This window comes from Azospirillum mesophilum (assembly GCF_053470405.2).
Window position 1 is genome coordinate 1 of record NZ_JBPXMQ020000038.1, and the last position, 23,498, is coordinate 23,498.

The 23,498-nt window shown below is 67.5% G+C and carries 17 protein-coding genes; 7 read left to right on the top strand and 10 right to left on the bottom strand.

Annotation, left to right across the window (positions count from 1 at the left end; all coding sequences use genetic code 11):
• A partial coding sequence (locus ACSVC7_RS25810; RefSeq protein WP_483508810.1) for a helix-turn-helix domain-containing protein occupies positions 1-213 on the bottom strand: 213 nt, incomplete at its 3' end.
• Between the two features lie 473 nt (positions 214-686).
• On the opposite strand from ACSVC7_RS25810, the gene ACSVC7_RS25815 reads away from it, so the two are divergent.
• A complete protein-coding gene (locus tag ACSVC7_RS25815; RefSeq protein WP_483508811.1) occupies positions 687-1,193 on the top strand; it encodes a hypothetical protein in 507 nt (168 codons plus the stop codon).
• Between the two features lie 171 nt (positions 1,194-1,364).
• On the opposite strand, the gene ACSVC7_RS25820 is transcribed toward ACSVC7_RS25815, so the two are convergent.
• From ACSVC7_RS25820 to ACSVC7_RS25840, 5 genes are all read right to left on the bottom strand, one after another.
• The gene (locus ACSVC7_RS25820; RefSeq protein WP_483508813.1) at positions 1,365-3,899 is read right to left on the bottom strand and encodes a GAF domain-containing hybrid sensor histidine kinase/response regulator; all 2,535 of its coding nucleotides are present in this window, start codon (positions 3,897-3,899) and stop codon (positions 1,365-1,367) included.
• Between the two features lie 362 nt (positions 3,900-4,261).
• Complete coding sequence (locus tag ACSVC7_RS25825; RefSeq protein WP_448208059.1) at positions 4,262-6,022, bottom strand: ABC transporter ATP-binding protein; 1,761 nt, start codon at positions 6,020-6,022, stop codon at positions 4,262-4,264.
• Between the two features lie 59 nt (positions 6,023-6,081).
• Entirely contained in the window at positions 6,082-7,239 is a 1,158-nt protein-coding gene (locus ACSVC7_RS25830; protein WP_448208058.1) for a glycoside hydrolase family 1 protein, read from the bottom strand.
• 88 nt (positions 7,240-7,327) lie between these two features.
• Positions 7,328-9,658 carry a UDP-galactopyranose mutase gene (glf, locus tag ACSVC7_RS25835; protein WP_448208057.1) on the bottom strand — a complete coding sequence of 777 codons (2,331 nt, stop codon included), beginning with the start codon at positions 9,656-9,658 and terminating at the stop codon, positions 7,328-7,330.
• A gap of 936 nt (positions 9,659-10,594) precedes the next feature.
• A complete protein-coding gene (locus ACSVC7_RS25840; RefSeq protein WP_448208056.1) occupies positions 10,595-11,521 on the bottom strand; it encodes a LysR family transcriptional regulator in 927 nt (308 codons plus the stop codon).
• 187 nt (positions 11,522-11,708) lie between these two features.
• On the opposite strand from ACSVC7_RS25840, the gene ACSVC7_RS25845 reads away from it, so the two are divergent.
• The 5 genes from ACSVC7_RS25845 (at position 11,709) to speB (ending at position 16,901) form a co-directional block, all read left to right on the top strand.
• Entirely contained in the window at positions 11,709-12,848 is a 1,140-nt protein-coding gene (locus ACSVC7_RS25845) for an ABC transporter substrate-binding protein (protein ID WP_448208055.1), read from the top strand.
• A gap of 161 nt (positions 12,849-13,009) precedes the next feature.
• Entirely contained in the window at positions 13,010-14,071 is a 1,062-nt protein-coding gene (locus tag ACSVC7_RS25850; RefSeq protein WP_448208054.1) for an ABC transporter ATP-binding protein, read from the top strand.
• A complete protein-coding gene (locus ACSVC7_RS25855; protein WP_448208053.1) occupies positions 14,068-14,922 on the top strand; it encodes an ABC transporter permease in 855 nt (284 codons plus the stop codon). The genes ACSVC7_RS25850 and ACSVC7_RS25855 overlap by 4 nt, the downstream gene beginning before the upstream one ends.
• The gene (locus tag ACSVC7_RS25860; protein WP_448208052.1) at positions 14,922-15,722 is read left to right on the top strand and encodes an ABC transporter permease; all 801 of its coding nucleotides are present in this window, start codon (positions 14,922-14,924) and stop codon (positions 15,720-15,722) included. The genes ACSVC7_RS25855 and ACSVC7_RS25860 overlap by 1 nt, the downstream gene beginning before the upstream one ends.
• 156 nt (positions 15,723-15,878) lie before the next feature.
• Positions 15,879-16,901, top strand: coding sequence for an agmatinase (speB, locus tag ACSVC7_RS25865; protein WP_483508817.1), 1,023 nt, complete (start codon positions 15,879-15,881; stop codon positions 16,899-16,901).
• Between the two features lie 205 nt (positions 16,902-17,106).
• Here speB and ACSVC7_RS25870 read toward each other — a convergent pair whose 3' ends face one another.
• Genes ACSVC7_RS25870 through ACSVC7_RS25880 form a run of 3 tightly spaced genes read right to left on the bottom strand, consistent with a single transcriptional unit; the run spans position 17,107 to position 21,835 of the window.
• Positions 17,107-18,273 carry an osmoprotectant NAGGN system M42 family peptidase gene (locus ACSVC7_RS25870; RefSeq protein WP_448208050.1) on the bottom strand — a complete coding sequence of 389 codons (1,167 nt, stop codon included), beginning with the start codon at positions 18,271-18,273 and terminating at the stop codon, positions 17,107-17,109.
• A 29-nt stretch (positions 18,274-18,302) separates the two neighbouring features.
• Positions 18,303-20,051, bottom strand: a complete 1,749-nt coding sequence (gene ngg, locus ACSVC7_RS25875) for an N-acetylglutaminylglutamine synthetase (RefSeq protein ID WP_448208049.1) — start codon at positions 20,049-20,051, stop codon at positions 18,303-18,305.
• Positions 20,052-20,059: 8 nt separating this feature from the next.
• Positions 20,060-21,835 carry an N-acetylglutaminylglutamine amidotransferase gene (locus ACSVC7_RS25880; RefSeq protein ID WP_448208048.1) on the bottom strand — a complete coding sequence of 592 codons (1,776 nt, stop codon included), beginning with the start codon at positions 21,833-21,835 and terminating at the stop codon, positions 20,060-20,062.
• Between the two features lie 218 nt (positions 21,836-22,053).
• On the opposite strand from ACSVC7_RS25880, the gene ACSVC7_RS25885 reads away from it, so the two are divergent.
• On the top strand, positions 22,054-22,551 hold the full coding sequence (locus ACSVC7_RS25885) for a YciE/YciF ferroxidase family protein (protein WP_448208047.1): 498 nt from the start codon (positions 22,054-22,056) through the stop codon (positions 22,549-22,551).
• A 160-nt stretch (positions 22,552-22,711) separates the two neighbouring features.
• Here ACSVC7_RS25885 and ACSVC7_RS25890 read toward each other — a convergent pair whose 3' ends face one another.
• Positions 22,712-23,473, bottom strand: a complete 762-nt coding sequence (locus ACSVC7_RS25890; protein WP_448208046.1) for a ZIP family metal transporter — start codon at positions 23,471-23,473, stop codon at positions 22,712-22,714.
• Positions 23,474-23,498: the final 25 nt, after the last annotated feature.

The following is a 23,498-nucleotide window of genomic DNA, read 5'->3' on the forward strand; positions in this document are numbered from 1 at the left end:
GCCCTGTTCGTTGAACCGCTTGAGCCAGAACCGCACGCATTTGCGGCCCAGCCCCAGGCGGGTGGCGATCTCCGGCGCGCCTAGGCCCTCCTCTACACCATGCAGAACGATCTGGGCGCGCCGAACCAAACCCGCGCCACGGGTGCGGGAACGCGCCAACTGCGTCAAAGCATTCAACTCTTCGGCACTGACGGAACGGGCATGAAGGGTCATGGCAGGCCACCTTTGACGGGGATTTCCCCCCTTCAACCCGCTCGCGCCGCTAAAATTCCCGCAATTTGCCGGATGCACCAGTAAAGCGGATCGCAATCCGCTTTACGGCATAGCGTCCAAACCAGATGGGGACGGGGAGGCCGGGAGGCCCACCGTTTTCCGGAAAATCCGTTCCGCCACTGACGCTGTAGCTTCGCAAGGCAAGCGCGCCATTGAAGGGATGATCGCACAGTGGAGCGCATTTGCGAGTGCTTTCTAAAGAAAGCCTTCGTTATTGCGTCGATGTCGGCAGGCGACCCTAGGCATATTAGAAATTATTCATAAAGAACGTATCGCGGCAGGGCGTTATCAGTTTCGCGAAAGATGAGTGTATATTTGTTAACCCTTCCGTCAAGCGGAGCGGCACCGAGCATTCATCCCAGTCACAACAGAAATCCTGATCGATGAATGCAGAAGGCAGGATGGAGGTCAAAATGTGGCTTCTTACTTCCTCGCTAATGGCCTGTGTGATGGTTTTCCCTCAATCCGCCCTAGCTCAGAATAGCACGGAGAGGATTGGGAATTGGATATACATAACAAACGCAGGCGATAACGCGCATGGCGCAAGGTATGTAGCGGAAAGTGGCGATAAAGCTGGCAATATACTTGCTGTTATGTGTGACAGAAAAGGCTTGAAAACAATTTACGTGAAACTAATGACGCAGGATAAGCTTGCTGATGGTGACGGTGTCGTCATGAGGCCATTTAAATATAGAGTTGATGGGGGTGCGGTTCTGGAACAATATTGGCAGTACGAAAAAAATCACGCGATATCGATTGACTATGGCGGCGCGATGGTGCTGATATCGAATCTTATTAACGCCAGGAATATCCAAGTTCGCTTGATGACCCATCAGCTTCATGCTGTTGATGGGCTTTTTGACCTCGACGGGAGTGAGCAGATCATTCCACGTGTGATCCGCGATTGCTCTGGACCGTAGAACAACACCTCATCAGCGGCCATTGGCCAAGCCCCACTGCAACTGCCACCCCTCAATCGAGGGGATGATGCTTTCTCGCGCTTTGGTAGGCGCTGACCGCCCCATCTTGCGCAAGCGAAATGCCATGGCATTCGCTGAGAACCGGAGGCGGGCGAGGGGGCGTGCACCGCATCATTGGGCGCGTTCAGCCTCCAGGGCGGCGTCGAGGCGGCGGACGAGGTCGTCGATGCGGTAGGGCTTGGACAGGACCTGGATGCCGTCGGCGCGGGCGATGTCCTCGCTGTAGCCGGTCGCCAGGATGACCGGCAGGCCGGGGAAGCGGCGTTGCGCCTCGCGCGCAAGATCGACGCCGCTCATGCTGCCGGGCATCACCACGTCGCTGAACAGCACGTCCACGTCGCCCGCCGCCAGGATCGGCAGAGCCTCGTCCGCGGTGGTCACGCAGGTGACGGCGAAGCCGACATCCTCCAGCGCGGTGCTGACCGTCATGGCGACGATGGGGTCGTCCTCCACCACCAGCACGCGCCCACCTCGGGTGGCGCCCTCGGCCGGGGCGGCAAATCCGGGGGCGAGCGCTGCGGCCGGCACCGCGCGGGAGCGGCGGAGCAGAAGGTTCACCGTCGTGCCCCGGCCCGGCGCGCTGTCGATCCAGGCGGTGCCGCCCGCCTGCCGCGCCAGCCCGTAGACCTGCGCGAGGCCGAGGCCGGTGCCCTTGCCCGTCTCCTTGGTGGTGAAGAAGGGCTCGAAGGCGCGCGCCGCCACGTCGGACGGCATGCCGGAACCGGTGTCGGTGACCGACAGCCGCAGGAAGTCGCCGATGACTCCCCTGGGGTTTCCGGGAGGCAGGGTGACGTTCTCCGCCTCGATGGCGAGGCGCCCGCCGGTGGGCATGGCGTCGCGGGCGTTGACGGCGAGGTTGATGACCGCCAGCTCGAACTGCGTCGGGTCGGCCTCCACCGGCCACAGCCCGGCGCCGAAGCGCGTCTCCAGCCGGATGTCGGCGCGCAGCGCCCGTTCCAGCAGGGCGGACATGCCGAGCAGCCGGTCGCGCACGTCGATGGGCTCCGGCCGCAGGCTGTCGCGCCGGGCGAAGGCCATCAACTGCTGCACCAGCTTGGCGCCGCGCCCCACCGCCTGCTGCCCGGCGTCGAGCAGGGGCTTCACCTTCGGCTCGTCGGTGCGCCGGGCGATCATGGCGAGGCAGCCGCCCATGGCCTGCAGCAGGTTGTTGAAGTCGTGCGCCATCCCGCCGGTGAGCTGGCCCATTGCCTCCATCTTCTGCGCCTGCCGAAGCTGGTCCTCGGCCTGGCGCAGGGCGGAGTCGGCCTCCTTCTGGGCGGAGATGTCGCGCCCGACCGCGTGGATGAAGCGCTCGTCCGGCACCGCGATCCAGGAAATCCAGCGGTAGGAGCCGTCCTTGTGCCGGTAGCGGTTCTCGAACCGCAGCGTGGTCAGGCCGGAGGCGAGGCGGCCGGCCTCCGCCGCCGTGACCTCGCGGTCGTCGGGGTGGACGAGGTCGAGGAAGGAGGTGCCCACCAGCTCCTCCTCCGTCCAGCCCAGCAGGTTGGTCCAGGCGGGGTTCACGGCGGTCATCGTCGCGTCGAAGCGGGCCACCAGCATGACGTCGGTGGACAGGCGCCACATGCGGTCGCGGTCGGCCGTGCGCTCGGCGACGCGCTTCTCCAGCGTGGCGGCGAAGTCGCGCAGGGAGGCCTCGGCGCGGGCGCGCTCGACGGCGGACCAAGTGCGCGCCGCCACCTCCTCGACCAGCTGGACCTCATCGGGGCGCCAGCGGCGCGGGCGCCGGTCGTGGACGTAGAGGGCCGCGACCATCCGCCCGTTCTTCACGAGGCTGGCCGTGACGACGGAGGTGAACTCCAGCGCCGCGAAGGCGGCGAGCCGGTCGGGGGTGTTGGTGCGCGGATCGGCCGCCGCGTCGTCCACCACCAGCGGCTCGCCCCGGCGCAGGGTCGCCAGGATCGCCGGCCCGAAGGCCGCGAGGTCGTGGGTGCCGACATGGCCGGCGACCGTGCCGTCGGTCCAGTTGCGGTCGGTGGTGAAGTAGCGTTCCGTCTCGTCCATCACGCCGTAGCCGACGCGGCTGGCGCCGAGGTGGCGGCCCAGCGCCTCCTCGGCCGCCATCGCGACCTCCAGCGGGTCGGACAGGGTGCGCAGCCGGCTTTCCAGTTCCAGATGGAAGGCGGTACGGTGCTTGGCCTGCACATGCTCCGTGGTTTCCGAAGCCGCGCAGAACATGCCGGCGATGCGCCCCTGGTCGTCCTGCACCGGCGTGTAGGAGAAGGTGAACCACGCCTGCTCCCGGTAGCCGCGCCGCTCCATCGGGATCAGCAGGTCCTCGTGCCAGGACGCCTCGCCGGCCAGCGTGCGGTCGACCAGCGGCTGGATCTGCTCCCAGATGTCGGCCCAGACCGCGGCGAAGGGGCGGCCGAGCGCGCCCGGATGCTTGGCGCCGAAGATGGGCGCGTAGACGTCGTTGTAGAGGAAGGTCAGCTCCGGCCCCCAAGCCACGAACATGGCCTGTTTGGAGGTCAGCATCAGATTGACCAGCGTGCGCAGGCTTTGCGGCCATCCCTCCGGCCGGCCGAGTGGCGTTGCCGACCAGTCGTGGGCGCGCATCCGCGCCCCCATCTCACCACCCCCGGCCAGGAAATCGAGGCTGTCGCGGGCCACGAGCCCACCCATCATCGGGCGGCTCCGGCGTGGCCGGGCGCGGGCGTGGTGCGAAGTCCGTGACGCTGGGTGCTGTGGGTCGAGGTCATTGGCAATAGTCGTAGCGTTCCTGGAATGGCCAGTGTCTTAACACATGCTGGCGCGGAAAATAGTCAACTTAAGGGCAGCCTGCTCGGCTGCCTTTCCTAGCGCTTACGGGTGGTGAGGTGAATGCGTTCCCTCTGTAAGACACTCGTCATCCCCGCGAAGGCGGGGATCCAGGGCCGCGCGGAAACGTCTCGGGATGCCCTGGATCCCCGCCTTCGCGGGGATGACGGTGATCCTATGAATGGATTCCAATCTCCATGTGCGATTGCCCTGCCGGCGGGCGAAGTGGGTTACTCCGCGGCGAAGCCGGCGGTCTGCATTTGCCAGAGGGCGTTGAACTTGCCGCCGCCGCGCCGGCGCAGTTCGGAGGGAGGGCCGTCCTCGGCGATGCGGCCTTCCTCGAACACGACCACGCGGTCGAAGGAGGAGACGGTGGACAGGCGGTGCGCCACGGCGACCACCGTGCGGCCGCGCGCGAGGTCGGCGAGGGCCAGCTGGATTTCACGCTCCGAATGGGTGTCGAGGGCGGAGGTCGCCTCGTCCAGGACCAGGATGGGCGCGTTCTTCAGGAAGGCGCGGGCGATGCCCAGCCGCTGGCGCTGGCCGCCGGACAGGCGCACGCCGCGCTCGCCGCACAGGGTCTGGTAGCCCTGCGGAAGCTGCCGGATGAAGCCGTCGCAGAAGGCGTGGCGCGCGGCCTCGTAGACCTCCTCGTCGGTGGCGTCGGGGCGGCCGTAGCGGATGTTCTCCAGGATGGAGCGGTGGAAGAGCGCGATGTCCTGCGGCACCACGGCGATCTTCGCCCGCAGGTCGTCCTGCGCCATGGCGCCGATCGGCTGGCCGTCGATCAGGATGCTGCCGCGCTGCACATCGTCCAGCCGCTGGATCAGGCTGATGAAGGTGGACTTGCCGGCCCCGGACGGGCCGACCAGACCGACCTTCTGCCCCGCCGGGATGCGCAGGTCCAGGCGGTCGAAGACCTGACGGCCGCCGGGGTAGCGGTAGCTGACGCGGTCGAATTCGATGGCGCCGCCGCCGGGGGTGACGGGGGTGGCGGGCACCGGGTCTTGGACATCATGCGGCTGGGCGATCACCCCCAGGCTCTCCCCGATGGCGCTGAACTGCTGGGTGGCGCCGACCAGCGCCAGGGCGAGGTCGCGGGAGCCGTGCAGGATGCGGAAGGTCAGGGCGCTGACGATCACCACGTCGCCGGTGCTGATCTGCCCGCCGCGCCACAGCAGCAGCGCCCAGAGCAGCATCGTGCCGGCCATGATCCACAGGCAGACGTCGTGGACGACGCGCGTCTTTTCCAGATGCATCCAGCTGCGCCGGTGGGATCCGGCCTCGACGCCGAACTCGCGCTCCAGCCGGTCGCGCTCGCGCTGGCGGGCGGAGAAGGCCTTCACGGTCCAGACGTTCGACACCACGTCCACCAGCTCGCCGTTGGTGCGGGCCGACTGCTGGGCGTAGGCCTGGTGCAGGGAGCGCCCCTTCTGGCCCATGAACACCACCGCCCCGGCCACGACCGCCGCGAACAGGACCAGCGCCAGGGCCATGCCCCAATGGATCGTCAGCAGCACGACCACCGCGCCCAGGAAGTCGGTGAAGGGCGGGACGATGTTCCAGGTCAGGGTGCTGAAGATGGAGGTGGCCGCGTTCGACGTGGCGGAGATGCGGTTGCCGAGCGATCCGGCCAGATGCTCCGAGAAATAGCGCATCGAATGGCCGGTGAGGTGCGAGAACAGGTCCAGCCGCATGTCCACGCCGGTCGCCAGCACCGTGCGGCAGCCGAGCCAGCCGCCCAGCCGCCACAGCACGTTCTCCATCGCGATCAGCCCGAGGAAGAGGGCAAGCGGCGTCCAGATGTCGGCCGACGCGCGGTCCGGGGCGGCCATGGCGTCCACCAGCAGCTTCATGCCGTACTGGACGGCGACGGCGCAGGCGGCGGCGGACACGATGATCGCGAACAATCCGCCGAAGCTCCAGGATCGCAGCCGGACATAACGCATCAGAAAGCCGACCGGGCGGCTCGGGATGGGCCGTTGGGTCATGAGCACAGGGCCTTTATTATTTTGGCAGCAGGGGCGAAGGGGAGGCGTAGCGGGGGTCGTCAGTCGGCGGCTTGCAGGCGCCGCTCGGGGACAGAACCGAAAAGGGCCTGCGCGCGTTCCAACGCATCGGCGAGCGGGCGGTGCAGGCAGCGCCCGCCCTCCTCGTCGCACAGGCCGTAGAGCCCGACCTCGCAATGGCGGTCGTTGGCCCAGCCGGGATAGTCGAGGATGGGATAGAGGCAGATCCCCTCGACCGGGACGCCGTGATTCAAGGCGGCGCGGACCTGGGTGGACACATAGTCGAACCAGGGAACGCGCTCGCCGCCCTCCGCCCCCGTCTCCGCGACGAGGATGGGGCGGCCATAGCGCCGGTGCACCTCCGCCAGGATGTCGGCGAAGGGGCGGTAGCGCGGGTCGGACCGCTCGATGGTCCCGCCGTTCAGAAACCACTGGTTGTCGGAGTAGTAGTTGACCCCGATGATGTCCAGATACTCGGGCTTGCCGCCCAGGCCCGGCCAGACATGGCCGGCGATCATGTCCCAGGCCTCATATTGCGCGAGGCGTGCCTGCTCCGCGGCCTCGGGGCCGGTGCGGCGGTCGGGGCGGGGCAGGATGTTGATGACGGGATCGACCTGGACGATGCGCGCGCGCGGGTCGGCGGCGCGGATGGCGTCGATGGCCGCGATGGAGGCGCGGACGAGCTGGTGCTTCAGCTCGAACCCCCGGCCGCGCGCCAGCGGGTTGAACTTCGCCATATCGCCGCCGGCCCAGGCCCAGTAGGAGATCTCGTTCACCGGGCAATAGAAGGGCACGTCTCCGCCCTCGTCACGGACCAGCGCGGCGACGGCCCCGGCGAAGCGGGCGAAGCGCTCCACGAAGGCCGGGCGCCAGACGTCGATGTCGTCCGGCCAGCCGTAATGGCAGAGATCCCAGATGACCTGCACGCCCGCATCCCGCGCCGCGCGGAGCATCGGCAGGAAGCTCGACCAGTCGTAGACGCCCGGCGCCGTTTCGATCAGGTGCCAGCGCACCCCGTCGCGCACCGTGCGGATGCCATGGGCGGCCATCCGCTCGTAATCGGCCGCGGCGTGCCGGTCGTGGCCGGTCGCCGCGATGAGATCAAGCCGGCGCCCGTCGTGCCGTCGATGGGTCGAACATTCGAACCCGCCGAGCAGAAAGCCATCAAACAGACTCGTGGGCAGCGTCGGAAGATGCATGGATGCTCCTCCTAAGGGAACAGGCCGGCGCCTCCGAGGAAGCCGCCGGCCGCGGGAATGTCAGGATCAGGAGAGGAGGTAGCGGCTATCAGTCCCCGAGTCCGGCGACTTTTTTGGTCACGGCCTCGCGGGCGGCCGGCTCGCGGCCCAGCGCGTGAAGCTCGTGGGCGGCCTTGGTGAGGCCCTGCGATCGCTGCTCTTCCTTGGCGAGGCGGGCGAAGAGCGACAGCGCCTGCGCCACCACCTGGTCCATGTTGTAGTAGCGGTAGGTGCCCAGCCGTCCCAAAAAGATCACATCCGGCGTGGCGTCGGCGAGATCCTGGTAGCGGCGGAACAGCTCCTGGTTCTCGGCGCGCGGGATGGGGTAGTAGGGGTCGCCGGAGGCGGCGGGATACTCGTAGGTGATGCTGGTCTTGGGGTGCGTCTGCCCGGTCAGGTGCTTGTATTCGGTGACGCGGGTGTAGGGCACATCCTCCGACGGTTCGTTGACCACGGCGACGGGCTGGAAATTCTCCTGGTCCACCGTCTCGTGCCGAAAGCGCAGGGAGCGGTAGGGCAGCTTGCCGAAGCGGTGGCCGAAGAACTCGTCGATGGGACCGGTGTAGACGATCCGGTCGTAGCGCACCTCGTCCCGCACGTCGTCGAAGTCGGTGTTCAGCATCACTTTGATGTTTGGGTGGTCCAGCATGGTCTCGAACATCCGGGTGTAGCCGTGCAGCGGCATGGCCTGGAAGCTGTCGTTGAAGTAGCGGTCGTCGTCGTTGGTCCGGGTCGGCACGCGCGAGGTCACGGACTTGTCCAGCTCCGACGGGTCGAGGCCCCATTGCTTGCGGGTGTAGCCGCGGAAGAACTTCTCATACAGCTCCCGCCCGACGCGGCCGACCACCACGTCTTCGGAGGTCCGGGCCTCCGCGATCGATTCCGCGCGGGAGGCCAGGAAATTTTCCACCTGGTCGGGGGTCAGGGTCAGGCCGTACAGCCTGTTGATGGTGGTCAGGTTGATCGGGATCGGAACGAGCAGCCCATCCACCCGCGCCAGCACCCGGTGCTCGTAGGGGCGCCATTTGGTGAAGCGCGACAGATAGTCAACCACCTGCTGCGCGTTGGTGTGGAAGATGTGCGGGCCGTAGCGGTGGATCAGCACGCCGGCGTCGTCGTAATGGTCGTAGGCGTTGCCGGCGATGTGCGGGCGCCGGTCGATCAGCAGGACGCGCTTGTTCAGCCCCGCCGCCAGCCGTTCCGCCAGCACGCTGCCGGCAAAGCCCGCCCCGACGATCAGGTAGTCGAAGCCGCTGCGCCGGCCGGCGGCGCGGCCGTTGCTGTGCCCGCTGTGCGTTTTGGGCACCGGCGCGGTTTCCGATGCGACGAGGTGAATCGGGGCGCGGGCGCGGTTGCGCGTGCGCTCCATCAGCGTCGCCATGCGGCCCCAGGTCTTGTCCCAGGACATGTCGCGCAGCACGAGGTCGGCCGTGGCCTGGAGGCGGGCCGGGCCGGCGGCGTCCCTCAGCGCAGCCTCGATGGCGGCCACGAAGTCCTGCGGTGTGTCGGCGATGCGCACGATGCCGCTGTCGCCGTAGGTCCGCACCACGTCGGTGATGGAGGTGGAGACCACCGGGCGCCCGGCGGCCAGATACTCCGGCGTCTTGGTCGGGCTGATGTAGCGGGTGGATTCGTTGCGCGCGAAGGGCATCAGCGCGACGTCCCAGCCCGCGAGGTAATGCGGCAGGTCGTCGTACACCTTCGGCCCGAGATAATGGATGTTCGGGTGTCGGGGCAGCCGGGCCGGGTCGATCTTCACGACGGGGCCGACCAGCACGAACTGCCAGTCCGGCCGCGCCTGCGCCACAGCGTCCAGCAGTTCCACGTCCAGCCGCTCGTCGATCACGCCGTAGAAGCCGAGGCGCGGGTGCGCGATGGCGGCCTGATCCTCCGGTTCCTCGGTGATGGAGCGGGCGGCGGCGAAGTGGGCCACGTCCACGCTGCTGGGGAAGGCGTGGGCGTTGGTGTGCAGGGAGCGCTTGGCCTCATACAGGCTGACGCCGCCGGTGAAGACGAGGTCGGCGCGCTTCAGCAGTTGCCGCTCGCGCTCCACCAGCTCCGGCGGCGCGCCGTGGAAGGCCGACAGCTCGTCCATGCAGTCGTAGACCACCAGCGAGCCGCGCAGGTGGCCGGAGAAGCCGAGGCTCATCGGCGTGTAGTACCAGAGGATCGGATCGACGACGCCGTCCTCCGCCAGATGCTGGTCGAGCAGCATGCGCTGCGCGGTTTCCGCTTCCGCCTCGCCCATCGCGGCGGGCAGGCGGGGGACCAGGATCAGGACGCCTTCCTCTTCGCGGATGTCGAGCCAGGGTTCCGGCGTGTCGTTGCGGATCGGCTCTTCCAGGAACAGCACGCGATGGTCGCGCGCGAAACGGGACATCAGATGTTGCGGGCGTTGATAAACGAAGCTCCACCGGAGATGCGAGAAGCAGATGATGACCGGTGTGGATTTGTCGGCCTTTTCTAACTTCGAGATGTGCGTGTTCTGGCTGGAATCTTTCCGGTTCTTGCCTATGGCGAACTGAAATTGGCCGGCCCAGCTCATAAGCTCTTCCTTTTGTCAGTGGCACCGTCGCAGATGAATTGAAAATGCGAGTGTTTCATCGCAAGCATCGGTTTGGCTTTGATGCCGGAAGCTTACAACGGTGGTGCCGGTGGCCGGTTCCGTCCAAGAGTTAATACACCCGGAATGTTCCACCATTTTCCGCAGTTAATACTTTTGCGGCGGATAGGCGTGGTATTCCTATGATTTGGTGGACGGTGATGGTGCGGTGCAACGAACTGGATATGTCTTGCGTACGTAAGGGTAAATTCTTTGCTTGTGTTTATTACACCAAAGTGAAAGGCGATTCCCTTTTCATCGGCGTGGCTGGGCTTGGCCTCCTGGGCGCTGACTTTAGCCGTTCGGAGCGGCCTGCCACGGGCAGCCACCCTCCCGTCCCGTCATCCCCGCGAAGGCGCATAGGCGCTGACTTTAGGCGTTTGGTGCGCCCTGCAACGTGCAACCACCCTTCCATCCCGTCATCCCCGCGAAGGCGGGGATCCAGCCTTTTCAGTCACTTATGTGCGAAGCCTTCTGGATCCCCGCCTTCGCGGGGATGACGATGGAAAGGTGGTCGTTCTTAAAGTCAGCGCCTATGCGCGAAGGCGGGGATCCAGCATGAGCCGCGATCAGCGGCGACATGAGTCAAAGATCGACTCATATGACGCCCCGACGGGCGTCTGGATTCCCGCCTTCGCGGGAATGACGATGGAAAGATTGCAGCAGCCCGGTTCACTGACACGGCGGCTTATCTCGGCGGAGAAGCGCATCGGCTCATGACGCGGTGCGGAATTCCGGCGCCGTCATCTCCTCCTTCACGATGCTGACGAACAGCTCCACGACCGGGCTGCGGGACCGGTTGGCGTCGAAGGCGACCTGGAAGGGTGCTTGGTAGGACAGCAGCTTCGGCAGGATCGCGCGCAGCCGCCCGGCCTTCACGTAGGCCTCCGCGAAATGATCCGGCAGATAGCCGAGGTAGCTGCCGGACAGGATCAGGCGGGCCGCGCCCTCGATGTCGCTGACCGTCGCCTTGGGCGTGGTGATGGCGAAGATCTTCAGGTCGCGGGAGCCCCAATAGCTGCGCGACACCAGCCGGTAGCGCCGCACCTCGTCCAGGTCGACGGCCTCCTCCGGCAGGGTGAAGAGGGGGTGGCCGGCGGCGCAGTAGAAGTGGTTCGTCTCCTGGTAGAGGTCCTGGTAGGACAGGCTGGGCACGATGCGCGGGAAGCTGGCGATGGCGACCTGAAGCTGGCCGCCGAGCACGTCGCGCAGCAACTCGTTCGGCGGGCGGACGGCGATGGCCAGCGACACGTCGGGTGCTGCCTCCGTGAAGCGGGCGAAGACGCGCTCCAGCGGGGCGAGCGGGTCGGTCAGGGTGTTGTCCACCAGACCGATGCTGAGCGTGCCGGTCAGCCGCTCCCGCAGGCCGCGCACCCGCGCGCGGAAGCGGTCCAGCGTGTCGAAGACGCGCCGCAGCTCGTCATAGACCGCCTGCCCCTCGCTGGTGAGCTGGAACCCCGACCGGCCGCGCCGGCACAGCCGCACGCCGAGTCGCGCCTCCAGCTCCGCAAAATGCGTCGAAATGGTGGAAAGGGACAGGTTCAGTTCGCCCTGCGCCGCAGTAAAGCCGCCCGCCTCGACGATGGTCATAAACATACGGAGTAGGCGCAGATCGACCGTTTCCAACTGCATCATCGCCATGGCGCCCAAGCTCCCTCAATAGTTTGGCCGGGGTCGGAGGGGGCGGACGCGCCTTACTTCGGTCCCGGTCGAAGTAAGATACAAAACTTCGGGATTTTTCGGGAGGCCGTTGCCACCGTCTAATGGTGGGAGTCCACAAAGTTGGGCGCACGAACAGAACGGCCGTCCGCAGGGAAAGGTATCATCCATGAACGAGACGACGGGTAAGCAGGGAACTCACGCCAACCTTTTGAACGCCAATACTCTTCAGGCGGGTGTCGGGCGCCGCGCCGTGCTGGCCGGGGCCGGCACGCTGGTGGCCGCCGCCGCCATCGGCTTTCCGAACATCGTCCGCGCCCAGTCGAAGACGCTGAAGGTCGGCGTCTACGGCGGCTATTTCAAAGAGTCCTTCGAGAAGCACATCTTCCCCGATTTCAGCAAGGCGACCGGCATCACGGTGGAGCCGGTGGCCGAGCCGACGGGCGAGGCGTGGCTGGTGCAGCTGGAACAGGCGGCCCGCGCGCGGCAGGCGCCGGCGGACGTCTCCATGATGTCGCAGGTCGCCATGCTGAAGGGCATGTCGGCGGACCTCTGGGCGCCCTTCGACATGAGCAAGCTGCCGAACGCCGCGAAGGTCGTGCCGCACCTGATCAACAAGTATCCGGACGGCCGTGTGGCCGGCATCGGGGCGGTGTCCTGGTACATCACGCTGGTGACCAACACCAACGCCTACCCCAAGGCGCCGGACAGCTGGGCGGCGCTGTGGGACCCGGCGAACAAGGACAAGCTGGGCCTGCTGGCGCTGGTCAGCAACAGCTTCCTGCTGGAGGTCACGGCGGCCACCTTCTTCGGCGGCACCAAGCATCTGGACACGGAGGCCGGGCAGCTCGACTGCTTCAAGAAGCTGGCGGAGCTGAAGAACAACGTGAAGCTCTGGTACCGCGACGAGGCGCAGTTCGAGGCGGCGCTGAAGTCCGGCGAGATCCCCATGGGCCAGTACTACCACGACGTGACCGGCCTCGCCGCGGCGGACGGCAACCCGGTGCGCTCCACCTTCCCGAAGGAGGGCGGCATCAACGACAGCGGCAGCTGGGCCGTGTCGCGCGCGTCCAAGGCCGGCGATCTGGCGCATGTCTTCGTCGACTACATGTGCCAGCCGCAGATCCAGGCGCTGCTGTCGCGCAAGGTCGGCACCGCACCCACCATCGACCGCAAGCTGACCGACCTGACGGACAAGGAGTTCGCGGCGGTGTCCTCCGACATCCCGCCGATCATCCCGCGCTACGACCTGTACCAGACCAAGTCCGACTGGCTGAACCAGAAGTGGACCGAGATGATCGTCGGGTAATCGTCAGCCCTTCTCCCCAACATCCCCCTCTCCCCTCCGGGGAGAGGGTCGGGGTGAGGGGGATGACGGGGGACAGGGAGGTTCGGCAATCGCCGGACCCCCTCACCCTAACCCTCTCCCCAGAGGGGAGAGGGAATGATGCCTTCATTTTAGAGCCGCCCATGTCCGCCCTTGTCCTTGACGGTCTTACCAAGCGTTACGGTTCCGTGGTCGCGGTGCACGGCGCCAGTCTGCGCATTCCGCACGGGCAGTTCGTCTGCCTGCTCGGCCCCTCCGGCTGCGGGAAGACGACCTTGCTGCGCATGATCGCGGGGCTGGAGGACCCCTCCGGCGGCCGGCTGCTGATCGACGACAGGGACATCACCGAGGCGCCCGCGCATCTGCGGGAGTTCGGGATGGTGTTCCAGTCGCTGGCCCTGTTCCCGCACCTGACGGCGGGGGAGAACATCGCCTATCCGCTGCGGATCAGGGGCGCCTCGAAGGCCGAGCAGCGCCGGCGCGCGGAGGAATTGCTGGAGCTGGTGCGCCTGCCCGGCGTCGCCGACCGGCCGGTGTCGAAGCTGTCCGGCGGCCAGCGGCAGCGCGTCGCCATCGCCCGCGCGCTGGCGCTGAAGCCGAAGCTGTTCCTGCTGGACGAGCCGTTGTCGGCGCTGGACGCCAAGCTGCGCGAGGCCATGCAGATCGAGTTGAAGCAGCTTCAGCAGCGGCTGGGCATCACCACCATCGTGGTCACCCACGACCAGCGGGAGGCCATGACCATGGCCGACCTCGTGGTGGTCATGTCGCAGGGGCGCATCCATCAGGCGGCCTCGCCCATGGAGGTCTACCGCCAGCCGTCCGACGCCTTCGTCGCCGACTTCATCGGCCTGACCAACCTGCTGGATGGGGAGGTGACGGCGCGGGGCACGGTCGCGGTGCCGGGCGGCGACCTGCATCTGCCGAACCTGCCGCCGTCGGGCCGCGTGCTGCTGTCCGTGCGGCCAGAGGAGGTGATCGTGCATCCCGCCGGCAGCGACGGGCCGAACCGGCTGACCGGAACGCTGGCCTTCATGCGCGACCTGGGCGCCAGCGTGGAGTTCCGCATCGACGTGGCCGGGACGGAGATCATCGCCGTGGCCCGTCCGCAGGACCGGCTGCGGGTGGAGGCGGGCGGGCCGCTGTCGGTGGAGCTGCCGCCGGCGGCCTGCGTCGTGCTGCCGCCGATGGGAGACCGTCCGCAATGATCCGGCGCGCGCCCCGCACCCTGGCCGAGCATTCGCCGATCCTGTTCCCGGCGCTGATGCTGGTCGTCTTCTTCGTGATCCCCTTCAGCCTGATGATCGCGGTCAGCGTCTTCCGGCGCGTGCCGGGCGGTTTCTACGAACCGGACTTCGTGTTCTCCAACTACGAGCGGTTCCTGACCACCTTCTTCGGCGGGGTGATGTCCTTCTCGCTGGGGCTGGCGGCGCTGGTCGCGGCGGTGGCGGTGGGCATCGCCTTCCCCTTCACCTACCGGCTGGTGCGGCTGCCGCGGGTGAACCAGATCCGCTGGCTGGTCTTTCTGCTGTCGATCCTGTCGCTGTCGGAGGTGATCATCGGCTTTGCGTGGAGCACGCTGCTGTCGCGCACCGCCGGCATCACCAACCTGTTCGTCGCGCTGGGCCTGATGAGCGAACCGCAGGCGCTGAGCCCCAGCTTCGGCGCGCTGCTGGCCGGGCTGGTGTATCAGGCCTTCCCCTACACGGTGCTGGTGCTCTACCCCTCGCTGGCGCGGCTCGACCCCTATCTGGTGGAGGCGGCGCGGACGCTCGGCGCCTCGCCGGTGAAGAGCTTCTTCACGGTGGTCGTGCCGGGGCTGCGCAACACCATCGTCGCCACGACGATCATGGTCTTCGTCTTCGCGCTCGGCTCCTACCTGCTGCCGCAACTGCTGGGCAAGCCGCAGCACTGGACGCTGTCGGTGCTGATCACCGATCAGGCGATCTACCAGTCCAACATGCCCTTCGCGGCGGCCATGGCGGTGTTCCTGGTGCTGGTGAGCCTCGCGCTGGTCGGGCTGGCGCTGCTCGCCGGCCGTAAGGAGGAGGCGGCGTGATGCTGATGCGCAAGCTGAACACCGTCGTCGTGTCCCTGATCGCGCTGCTGCTGTCGGCGCCGCTGATCGTGGTGGCCGGCGTCTCCGTCAACGCCAAGAAGGCGCTGACCTTCCCGCCGCAAGGCTTCTCGCTGGCCTGGTACGCGGAGGTGTTCACCGACCCCGGCTGGCGCAACGCGCTGGTGGCGAGCCTGGTGGTGGCGACGCTGTCGGCGGCGCTGGCGGTGCTGATCGCCTTCCCGCTGGCGTGGTTCCTGTGGCGCTGGCGCGCCCCCTGGGCGCGGGCGTTCGAGGTGCTGGGCATGACGCCCTTCATCCTGCCGCCGGTCATCACGGCGCTGGGCTTCCTCAGCTTCTGGGCGGCGGTGGGCGAGTACGGCTCCCCCTGGACGGTGGTGGTCAGCCACGCGGTGTTCTTCGTGACGCTGCCGCTGGTCACGCTGTCGCTGGGCTTCGGCGCCGTGGACCGCTCTTACGTGGAGGCGGCGGCGACCATGGGGGCGGACGACCGGACGGTGCTGCGCACCATCGTGATGCCGCTGGTGCGGCCCTACGTCATCTCCGGCTTCGCCTTTGCGTTCGTGCTGTCGCTGAACGAGTACATCGTCGCCTACATGGTGGTCGGCTTCACGCTGGAAACGCTGCCCATCAAGATCTTCAACGCGCTCCGTTACGGATACACGCCGACAATGGCGGCCGTGACGGTGCTGTTCGTGGCGCTGACCGCGCTGGTGTTCGGGCTGATCGCGTGGTTCGGCGACCTGCCGCGCCTGCTGGGCGCCTGGGCCAAGCACGATTGAGCCGTTGCCGTTGGGTTTCGGCTTTGCCTCAACCCAACCTACGGGGGAGCGCCTTCGTAGCCTTCGTAGGTTGGGTTGAGCAAAGCGAAACCCAACAGAAACGACCCTTTTTTCAAAGAGAATCCGACCATGATCGACCCTCAGAAGCTCAATCATTTGCGTACGAAGTATAGCGGCTCCGGCGGCGACGACTTCCACGATCCGGAGTTCAAGCGGGTGGCCGCACTCCAGTTCTCCGGCGGCAAGCGGGTGCAGCCCTTCGCGGGCGTCTCCACGCTGCTGGACGCGCCCTTCCGGCCGGACGCGCCGGACGCCGCCGACTTCGGCGGGCTGGACATCGCGCTGGTCGGCGTGCCGATGGACCTCGGCGTCACCAACCGGGCGGGCGCCCGCCTCGGGCCGCGCGCCGTGCGTGGCATGGAGCGCATCGGGCCGTACGAGCACGCGCTGCGCATGGTTCCGGCGGCGGCCTGCAAACTGGCCGACGTGGGCGACGTGCCGCTCAGCAGCCGCTTCAGCCTGGAGGCCTGCCACACCGACATCCAGGCCTTCTACAACCGCGTCATGGACGCGGGCGTCGTGCCGCTGTCGGTCGGCGGCGACCATTCCATCACCTACTCGATCCTGAAGGCGCTGGGGCGGGAGCGGCCGGTGGGCCTGATCCACTTCGACGCCCATTGCGACACCGGCGGCCCCTACGAGGGCGCCAAGTTCCACCACGGCGGCCCGTTCCGGCAGGCGGTGCTGGACGGCGTGCTGGACCCGGAGCGCACGGTGCAGATCGGCATCCGCGGCAGCACCGAGTATCTGTGGGAGTTCTCCTACGACAGCGGCATGACCGTGATCCATGCGGAGGACATCCCGGAGCGCGGCATCGCCAGCGTGATCGAGACGGCGCGCAACGTGGTCGGCGACGGGCCGGTCTACATCTCCTTCGACGTGGACTGCCTGGACCCGGTCTTCGCCCCCGGCACCGGCACGCCGGAGGTCGGCGGCCTGACGACGCGGGAGGCGCTGGCCATCCTGCGCGGCCTGAAGGGGCTGGACGTCATCGGCGGCGACGTGGTGGAGGTGGCACCGCAGTACGACGCGACCACCAACACCGCCCACGCTGGCGCGCAGATGCTGTTCGAGATCCTGTGCCTGTCGGTCGGCGCGCTGGCGAACCGGAAGGGGTGAGGTGTGCTGAGCCCCCCTCGCCCATCTCCGATGGGAGAGGGAGGGGCCCGCGAAGCGGGAGGGTGAGGGCAAGGTTTTTCGGGCAGACCTTGCTGCACATAGTCAAGATTCTCGGGGAAACCTTGCCCTCACCCTCCCACCGCTGCGCGGTGGGTCCCTCCCTCTCCCGCCGGAGGCGGGCGAGGGGGATTATCTGGGATTTTCCTTACCCCTCCGGGCCTTCCGCCGGGGCCGTCGGTTGCCAGGGGAAGCCGACCATGGGGCCGAGGCCGAGGCGGTCGCGGGGAACCGTGACGTCGCTCTGCATGTAGAGGGCGATCAGCTCGGCCAGCGAGCGGAGCGCGTCGGTGTGGATGCGCTCGTAGCCGTGGGAGCTGTCGATGCCGAAGCAGACCAGCGCGGTGCGGATGTCGTTGCCGGCCTCGATGGCCGCGGCGCTGTCGCAGCGGTAATAGCGGAAGACGTCGCGCTGGTGGTCGATGCCGTGGTCCTGGCACAGATCCAGCAGCTTGTGCGTCAGGTGGTAGTCGAAGGGGCCGGAGCTGTCGGCCATGGCGACGGTCACGCCGAACTCGCGGCTGTTCTGGCCGGGGGCGGTGGTGCCGTTGTCGATGGTCACCATCTCCGCCACGTCCTGGTGCAGGACGGAGGAGGCGCCCGACCCGACCTCTTCGGAGATGGTCAGCAGCAGGTGGCAGTCCACCGGCAGCAGGGCCTTGCTGTCCAGCACGGCCTTGGCGGCGCCGAACATCACCGCCACGCCGGCCTTGTTGTCGAGGTGGCGGGAGTTGATGAAGCCGTTCGGGTTGAATTCCGGCTGAGGGTCGATGGCCACGAAGTCGCCGACGTTGAAGCCGTGACGGACCAGATCCTCCATGCTGCCGCAGCAGGCGTCCACGCGAAGCTCGACGTTGGTCCAGGCGACCGGCTGGGTGTCGATCTCGGTGTTGAAGGTGTGGCCGGAGGACTTCAGCGGCAGGATGGTGCCGCGGTAGCTGCCCCGGTCGGTGAAGATGGTGCAGCGCGCCCCTTCGGCGAAGCGCGCCGACCATGTGCCGATGGACACCAGCTCCAGCCGGCCGTTGGGCTTCAGCATCTTGACCATGGCGCCCAGCGTGTCGAGATGGGCGACCACGGCGCGGTCGGGGCTCTTCCGGGCGCCGACCAGATCGGCGCGCATGGCGCCCCGGCGGGTCAGTTCGAAGGGGATGCCGAGGCGGCGGAACTCGTCGCCGCAGAAATGCACGATCTGGTCGGTGTAGCCGGTCGGGCTGGGGATGTCGAGCAGGCGGCGCAGGAAGTCGGTGACGTAGTCCATGTCGATGACCGGACGCGCCACACCGTCGGTCCGCGTCAGAAATGCCTGCTCCATGCCCCCTCCTTGAGGTTCGCTCACGCCGTTCAGGATCCAATGGCCGAATATGGGAAAAGGAGATCGAGGAACCGTTCGGCGGTGGGCTGGGGTTCGTGGTTCGCCAGACCCGGCCGCTCGTTCGCCTCGATGAACACATGGTTCGGCCCGAACAGGTCCGGAACCAGCAAATCCAGCCCGACCACGGGAATGTCCAGGGCGCGGGCGGCGTCGATCGAGGCTTCTATCAGCCGGCGGTGGAGCCTGTCTGTGATATCATGGAGTGTTCCACCTGTGTGCAGGTTCGCGGTCTTCCGAACGGCCAGCACCTGTCCTTCGGGTAGAATGGCGTCCATGGAAAAGCCGGCGTCGCGGACGCAACGCTCCGTCTCCGCGTCCATGGGGATGCGGCTTTCGCCTCCGGTGGCGGCGGCGCGGCGGCGGCTCTGCGCCTCGATCAACTGGGCGATGGTCCGGTCGCCGGTGCCGACCACCTCCGCCGGGCGGCGCACGGCGGCGGCGACCACGCGGTAGTCGATGACCAGCACGCGCACGTCGTTGCCGCGCACGAACTGCTCCATCAGCACCGTGTCGCAGACCTTCCTGGCCTTCTCGATGGCCCAGCACAGCGTGTCGGCGTCGCGCACGTCCACGGTGATGCCCTGGCCCTGCTCCCCGCGCGCGGGCTTCACGACGACGCTGCCGTGGCGCTCCAGGAAGGCGACGTTGTCGTCCATGCCGGTGGCGACCATCTGGTCGGGCACGCTGAGGCCCGCCTTGACCAGGGCGCGGCGGGTCACCGACTTGTCGTCGCAGCGGAACAGGGCGACCGCCGAGGTCAGCTCGCTGAGGCTTTCCCGGCACAGGATGCTGCGCCCGCCGAAGCTGAGGCGGAACAGGTTGGCCTCCGCGTCCACCACCTCCACCCCGATGCCGCGCCGCCGCGCCTCGTTGATGATGATCATGGCGTAGGGGTTGAGGCCGGCGTCCACCGCCGGGCCGGCGAACAGCTTCTCGTTGATCGGGTTCTTGGTCTTCAGCGCGAAGACCGGCACCCGCTTGAAGCCCAGCTTTTCATAGAGCGCGATGGCGTTCTGGTTGTCGTGCAGCACCGACAGGTCCATGACGCTGCGCCCGCGCTCCCGGTAATGCTCGGCGAGCGCGCGCACCAGCGCCTCCCCGATGCCGGGATAGGCGGCCTGCGGATCGACGGCGAGGCACCAGAGGGAGGAGCCGTTCTGCGGATCCTTGAAGGCCCGCACATGGTCCACGCCGGTGACGGAGCCGATGACCGCGCCCGTGACGGGATCCGTCGCGATCAGGTGGGTCAGCACGCGGCTGTCGCGCGCCGCCCAGTAGGCTTCCGGATCCGTGGTGACCATGCCGCGCGCGGCGTAGATGCGGTTCACCGCGTCGGCGTCCTCCCGCGCGCGGGGCGCTTCGATGTTGAAGCCGCGCAGCTGCGGGCCGGGCCGGAAGGTGGACAGGCGCAGGCGGTAGGTGTGCGAGGGATCAAGGAACAGCTCCGTCGGGGCCTGGGACAGGGCGACGTGCGGATCCGTCAGGTACAGCGCGATGTCGCGCCGGCCCGTGCGCTCCTCCCGCATCGCCTCGATCAGGCTTTGCACGTCGGGGAAGGTCTGCGCGAAGAGCAGGCGTCCCCAGCCGCAGTCCACCGCCGCCCGCGGCGTCGGCCCCGTGGGCCGCACCTTGCGCTTGCGCGGTGTTTCCGCGCCGTGAAGGGAGGCCAGCAGAAAACGCTCGATACGGTAGGCCGGTCGGATTTGGTTCTGCATCATGCTATGGCTTAAATCCTATGGGTTTGCAGCCAGAACTCCAGCAGGGCGACCTGCCAGAGCTTCGATCCGCGCAACGGCGTGATGTGGGCCTCCGGGTCGCTCAGCAGGCGGTCCAGGTAGGCCGGCTGGAACAGGGCGCGTTCGCGGGCCGCGGGCTGGTTCAGCACGTCGCGCACCAGCTCCAGATAGGGACCGCGCAGGTATTTCAGCGCCGGGACGGGGAAGTAGCCCTTGGGCCGGTCGATCACCTCCGACGGCACGACCTGGCGCGCGGCCTCCTTCAGCACGTATTTGCCGCCGTCGCGCACCTTCAGCGCCGCCGGCACGCGCGCCGCCAGCTCCACCAGATCGTGGTCGAGGAAGGGCACGCGGCCCTCCAGCCCCCAGGCCATGGTCATGTTGTCGACGCGCTTGACCGGGTCGTCGACCAGCATGACGGTGCTGTCCAGCCGCAGGGCCTTGTCCACCGGGCGGTCGGCGCCGGGGCGGGCGAAGTGGGCGGCGACGAAGGTGCTACTGGCGTCCTCACCCGCGAGGAAGCGGGGGTTCAGCGCCTCCGCCATCTCCGCGTGGTCGCGGTCGAAGAAGACTTTGGCGTAGGCCGACACGGGGTCGGTCGCCTCCATCATCGGCGGGTACCAGTGGTAGCCGGCGAAGATCTCGTCCGCCCCCTGGCCGCTCTGCACGACCTTGACGTGCTTGGACACCTCCTGCGACAGCAGGAAGAAGCCGATGGCGTCGTGGCTGACCATCGGCTCGGCCATGGCGCGCACGCAGTCGGCGAGCGCCGGCAGGGCGCGGTTGCTGTCGATGAACAGCTTGTGGTGGTCGGTGCCGAAGCGCTTCGCGATCAGGTCGGAGTATTGGAACTCGTCCCCGCGCTCCTGCCCCACGGTTTCGAAGCCGATGGAGAAGGTTTGCAGGCCGGTCTGCCCGGCCTCCGCCAGCAGCGCCACGATGACGGAGCTGTCCAGCCCGCCCGACAGCAGCACGCCCACCGGCACGTCGGCGACCAGACGGCGCTCCACGGCCTTGCGCAGGGTGGCGAGGACCGCGTCCTGCCAGTCTTTCTCGGAGCGCCGGTCGTCGTCGCCCTGCGGGCCGTAGGTGACGGTCCAGTAGGTTTCCTCCGTGCGGCGGCCGTCCGGTTCCAGCGTCAGGAGGGTGGCGGGCGGCAGCTTGCGCACGCCCTTCAGGATGGTCAGCGGCGCCGGGACGACGGCGTGGAAGCTCATGTAATGATGCAGCGCCACCGGGTCGATGTCGGTGTCCACGTCGCCGCCCGCCAGCAGCGCCGGCAGGGAGGAGGCGAAGCGCAGACGGCCCGGAGTCTCGCTGATGTACAGCGGCTTGATGCCCAGCCGGTCGCGGCCCAGCGTGACGCGGCCGCTGTCGCGCTCCCAGATGGCGAAGGCGAACATGCCGTAGAGCCGTTCCACGAAGCGGCGGCCCCAGGCGTGGTATGCCTTCAGCAAGACCTCCGTATCGCCGTGCGAGAAGAACCGGTAGCCCTTGGCCTCCAGCTCCGCCCGCAGCTCCGGGTAGTTGTAGATGCAGCCGTTGAAGACGATGGCGAGGCCGAGGTCCGGATCGACCATCGGCTGCTGCGAGGCCTGCGACAGGTCGATGATGCTGAGCCGCCGGTGGCCGAAGGCGACGCGCCCGTGGGCGAACAGGCCCTGCCCGTCGGGGCCGCGCTGGGCCAGGGCTTCGGTGACGGCGCCGACCGCGGACGCCGAGGCCAGACGTGAGTCGAAGCGGACTTCGCCGCTGATGCCGCACATGGTGGGACTGGTCTCCGTCTTTTTGGGGACTCGGGCGGAGTCGAGGGAGGGCGAAGAATCAGGTGCCATCCCTCAACAAGCACCGATCTTGATCGTCCCCGACGGGACCGGGGCAACTTGGCCCCGGCTCGGGAAGTTCCTGTCCGGAAGGGGAAGTGGCCGATCCGGCGCCAAGGCCTGTTGAGGGGGGTGCCCGTCAACCCCAATGGGACCTCATCATGTCCGAACAGAAGCTCAAGGAACTCCTCGTCCGTGAATTGCAGGATGCCTACAGCTCCGAAACGCAGATCATGAAGGCGCTGCCCCAGATGGCGCAGGCCGCCTCCTCGTCCGAGCTGAAGCAGGCCTTCCAGACCCATCTTCAGGAAACCCAGGGGCAGGTGAAGCGCCTGGAGCAGATCTTCCAGACGCTGAAGGCCAACCCCGGCGGAAACACCTGCGAAGCGACCCAGGGCCTGATCGAGGAGGCGCAGGAGGTCATGAACGAGGGACTGTCGGCCGAAGTGCTCGACGTCGCCCTGATCATGGCCGCCCAGAAGGTCGAGCATTACGAGATCGCCAGCTACGGCGCGCTGCGCACCCTGGCCGAGACCTGCGGGATGAAGGACGTCGCCCGGCTTCTCGAACAGACGCTTGAGGAGGAAAAGGCGACCGACCAGAAGCTGAACCAGATCGCCGAAGGCGGCGTGAACCAACGCGCGTTCAAGGCGGCGTAAAGGTTTGGACCTTTGAAAAGCCCCTCTCCCTTGAGGGGAGAGGGGTTGGGGTGAGGGTGGAAGCCGGCGAATGCCGGCTAGTCTTCTTCCCGCTCTTTGAGCGGTAACGACCCCTCATCCCAACCCTTCTCCCCCAAGGGGAGAAGGGCTTTTCAATCACTCACCCGCCGAGCTTCGACAGGGCGAAGGCGGCGAGGAAGCCGGCGACGGTGATGAAGCCGGCGTAGTCGTGGGTCGCCTCGAAGGCTTCGGGGATCATGGTGTCGGCGATCATGGCGAGGATGGCGCCGGCCGCCACCGCCTGGGTGGCCGCCACGACGGCGTCGCCCAGCCCGGCGAACAGGACGTAGCCGAGATAGGCGGCGAATCCGGAGATCAGCGCGATGCCGCTCCACAGGCCGAAGATGTAGGCGGCGGAGCGGCCGGCCTTCTTCATGCCGGCCGCACTCGACAGGCCCTCCGGCACGTTGGACAGGAAGACGGCGATCACCGCCACGAAGCTGACCGCCCCGCCTTCGATCAGGCTGACCCCGATGACCACCGATTCCGGGATGCCGTCGAGCAGCGCGCCGATGGCGATGGCGAGCCCGCCGCCCTCGTCCGCCGACGGCTGCTGGCCGCCGGAGCGCTTGCGGTGCTTGGCGCCCCGGCGCGAGACGATGATGTTGGCGATGGTGTAGACCAGGGCGCCGCCCAGGAAGCCGGCGGCCGTGGCCGGGAAGCCGCCGCGCCGGATCGCCTCGTCCATCAGTTCGAAGGACAGGGCGGAGATCAGGACGCCGCTGCCAAAGGCCATGACGCCGGCGATGACGCGTTGCGGGATGTGCGCCAGATAGGCCGCGCCGGCGCCCAGAAGCAGCGCCGAACCGCTGAGAAGGCCCCATAAGCCCGCCTGGATGGATAAGGGAATTGACGGGGGCATTCGTCCTCCGCTGGCCGGGGTTCCT

Excerpts from the sequence above, each read along its gene's own strand:
- ACSVC7_RS25815 (WP_483508811.1), top strand. The coding sequence starts at position 687 with ATGTGGCTTCTTACTTCCTCGCTAATGGCCTGTGTGATGGTTTTCCCT.
- ACSVC7_RS25820 (WP_483508813.1), bottom strand. The coding sequence starts at position 3,899 with ATGATGGGTGGGCTCGTGGCCCGCGACAGCCTCGATTTCCTGGCCGGG.
- ACSVC7_RS25825 (WP_448208059.1), bottom strand. The coding sequence starts at position 6,022 with ATGACCCAACGGCCCATCCCGAGCCGCCCGGTCGGCTTTCTGATGCGT.
- ACSVC7_RS25830 (WP_448208058.1), bottom strand. The coding sequence starts at position 7,239 with ATGCATCTTCCGACGCTGCCCACGAGTCTGTTTGATGGCTTTCTGCTC.
- glf (WP_448208057.1), bottom strand. The coding sequence starts at position 9,658 with ATGTCCCGTTTCGCGCGCGACCATCGCGTGCTGTTCCTGGAAGAGCCG.
- ACSVC7_RS25840 (WP_448208056.1), bottom strand. The coding sequence starts at position 11,521 with ATGGCGATGATGCAGTTGGAAACGGTCGATCTGCGCCTACTCCGTATG.
- ACSVC7_RS25845 (WP_448208055.1), top strand. The coding sequence starts at position 11,709 with ATGAACGAGACGACGGGTAAGCAGGGAACTCACGCCAACCTTTTGAAC.
- ACSVC7_RS25850 (WP_448208054.1), top strand. The coding sequence starts at position 13,010 with ATGTCCGCCCTTGTCCTTGACGGTCTTACCAAGCGTTACGGTTCCGTG.
- ACSVC7_RS25855 (WP_448208053.1), top strand. The coding sequence starts at position 14,068 with ATGATCCGGCGCGCGCCCCGCACCCTGGCCGAGCATTCGCCGATCCTG.
- ACSVC7_RS25860 (WP_448208052.1), top strand. The coding sequence starts at position 14,922 with ATGCTGATGCGCAAGCTGAACACCGTCGTCGTGTCCCTGATCGCGCTG.
- ACSVC7_RS25870 (WP_448208050.1), bottom strand. The coding sequence starts at position 18,273 with ATGGAGCAGGCATTTCTGACGCGGACCGACGGTGTGGCGCGTCCGGTC.
- ngg (WP_448208049.1), bottom strand. The coding sequence starts at position 20,051 with ATGATGCAGAACCAAATCCGACCGGCCTACCGTATCGAGCGTTTTCTG.
- ACSVC7_RS25880 (WP_448208048.1), bottom strand. The coding sequence starts at position 21,835 with ATGTGCGGCATCAGCGGCGAAGTCCGCTTCGACTCACGTCTGGCCTCG.
- ACSVC7_RS25885 (WP_448208047.1), top strand. The coding sequence starts at position 22,054 with ATGTCCGAACAGAAGCTCAAGGAACTCCTCGTCCGTGAATTGCAGGAT.
- ACSVC7_RS25890 (WP_448208046.1), bottom strand. The coding sequence starts at position 23,473 with ATGCCCCCGTCAATTCCCTTATCCATCCAGGCGGGCTTATGGGGCCTT.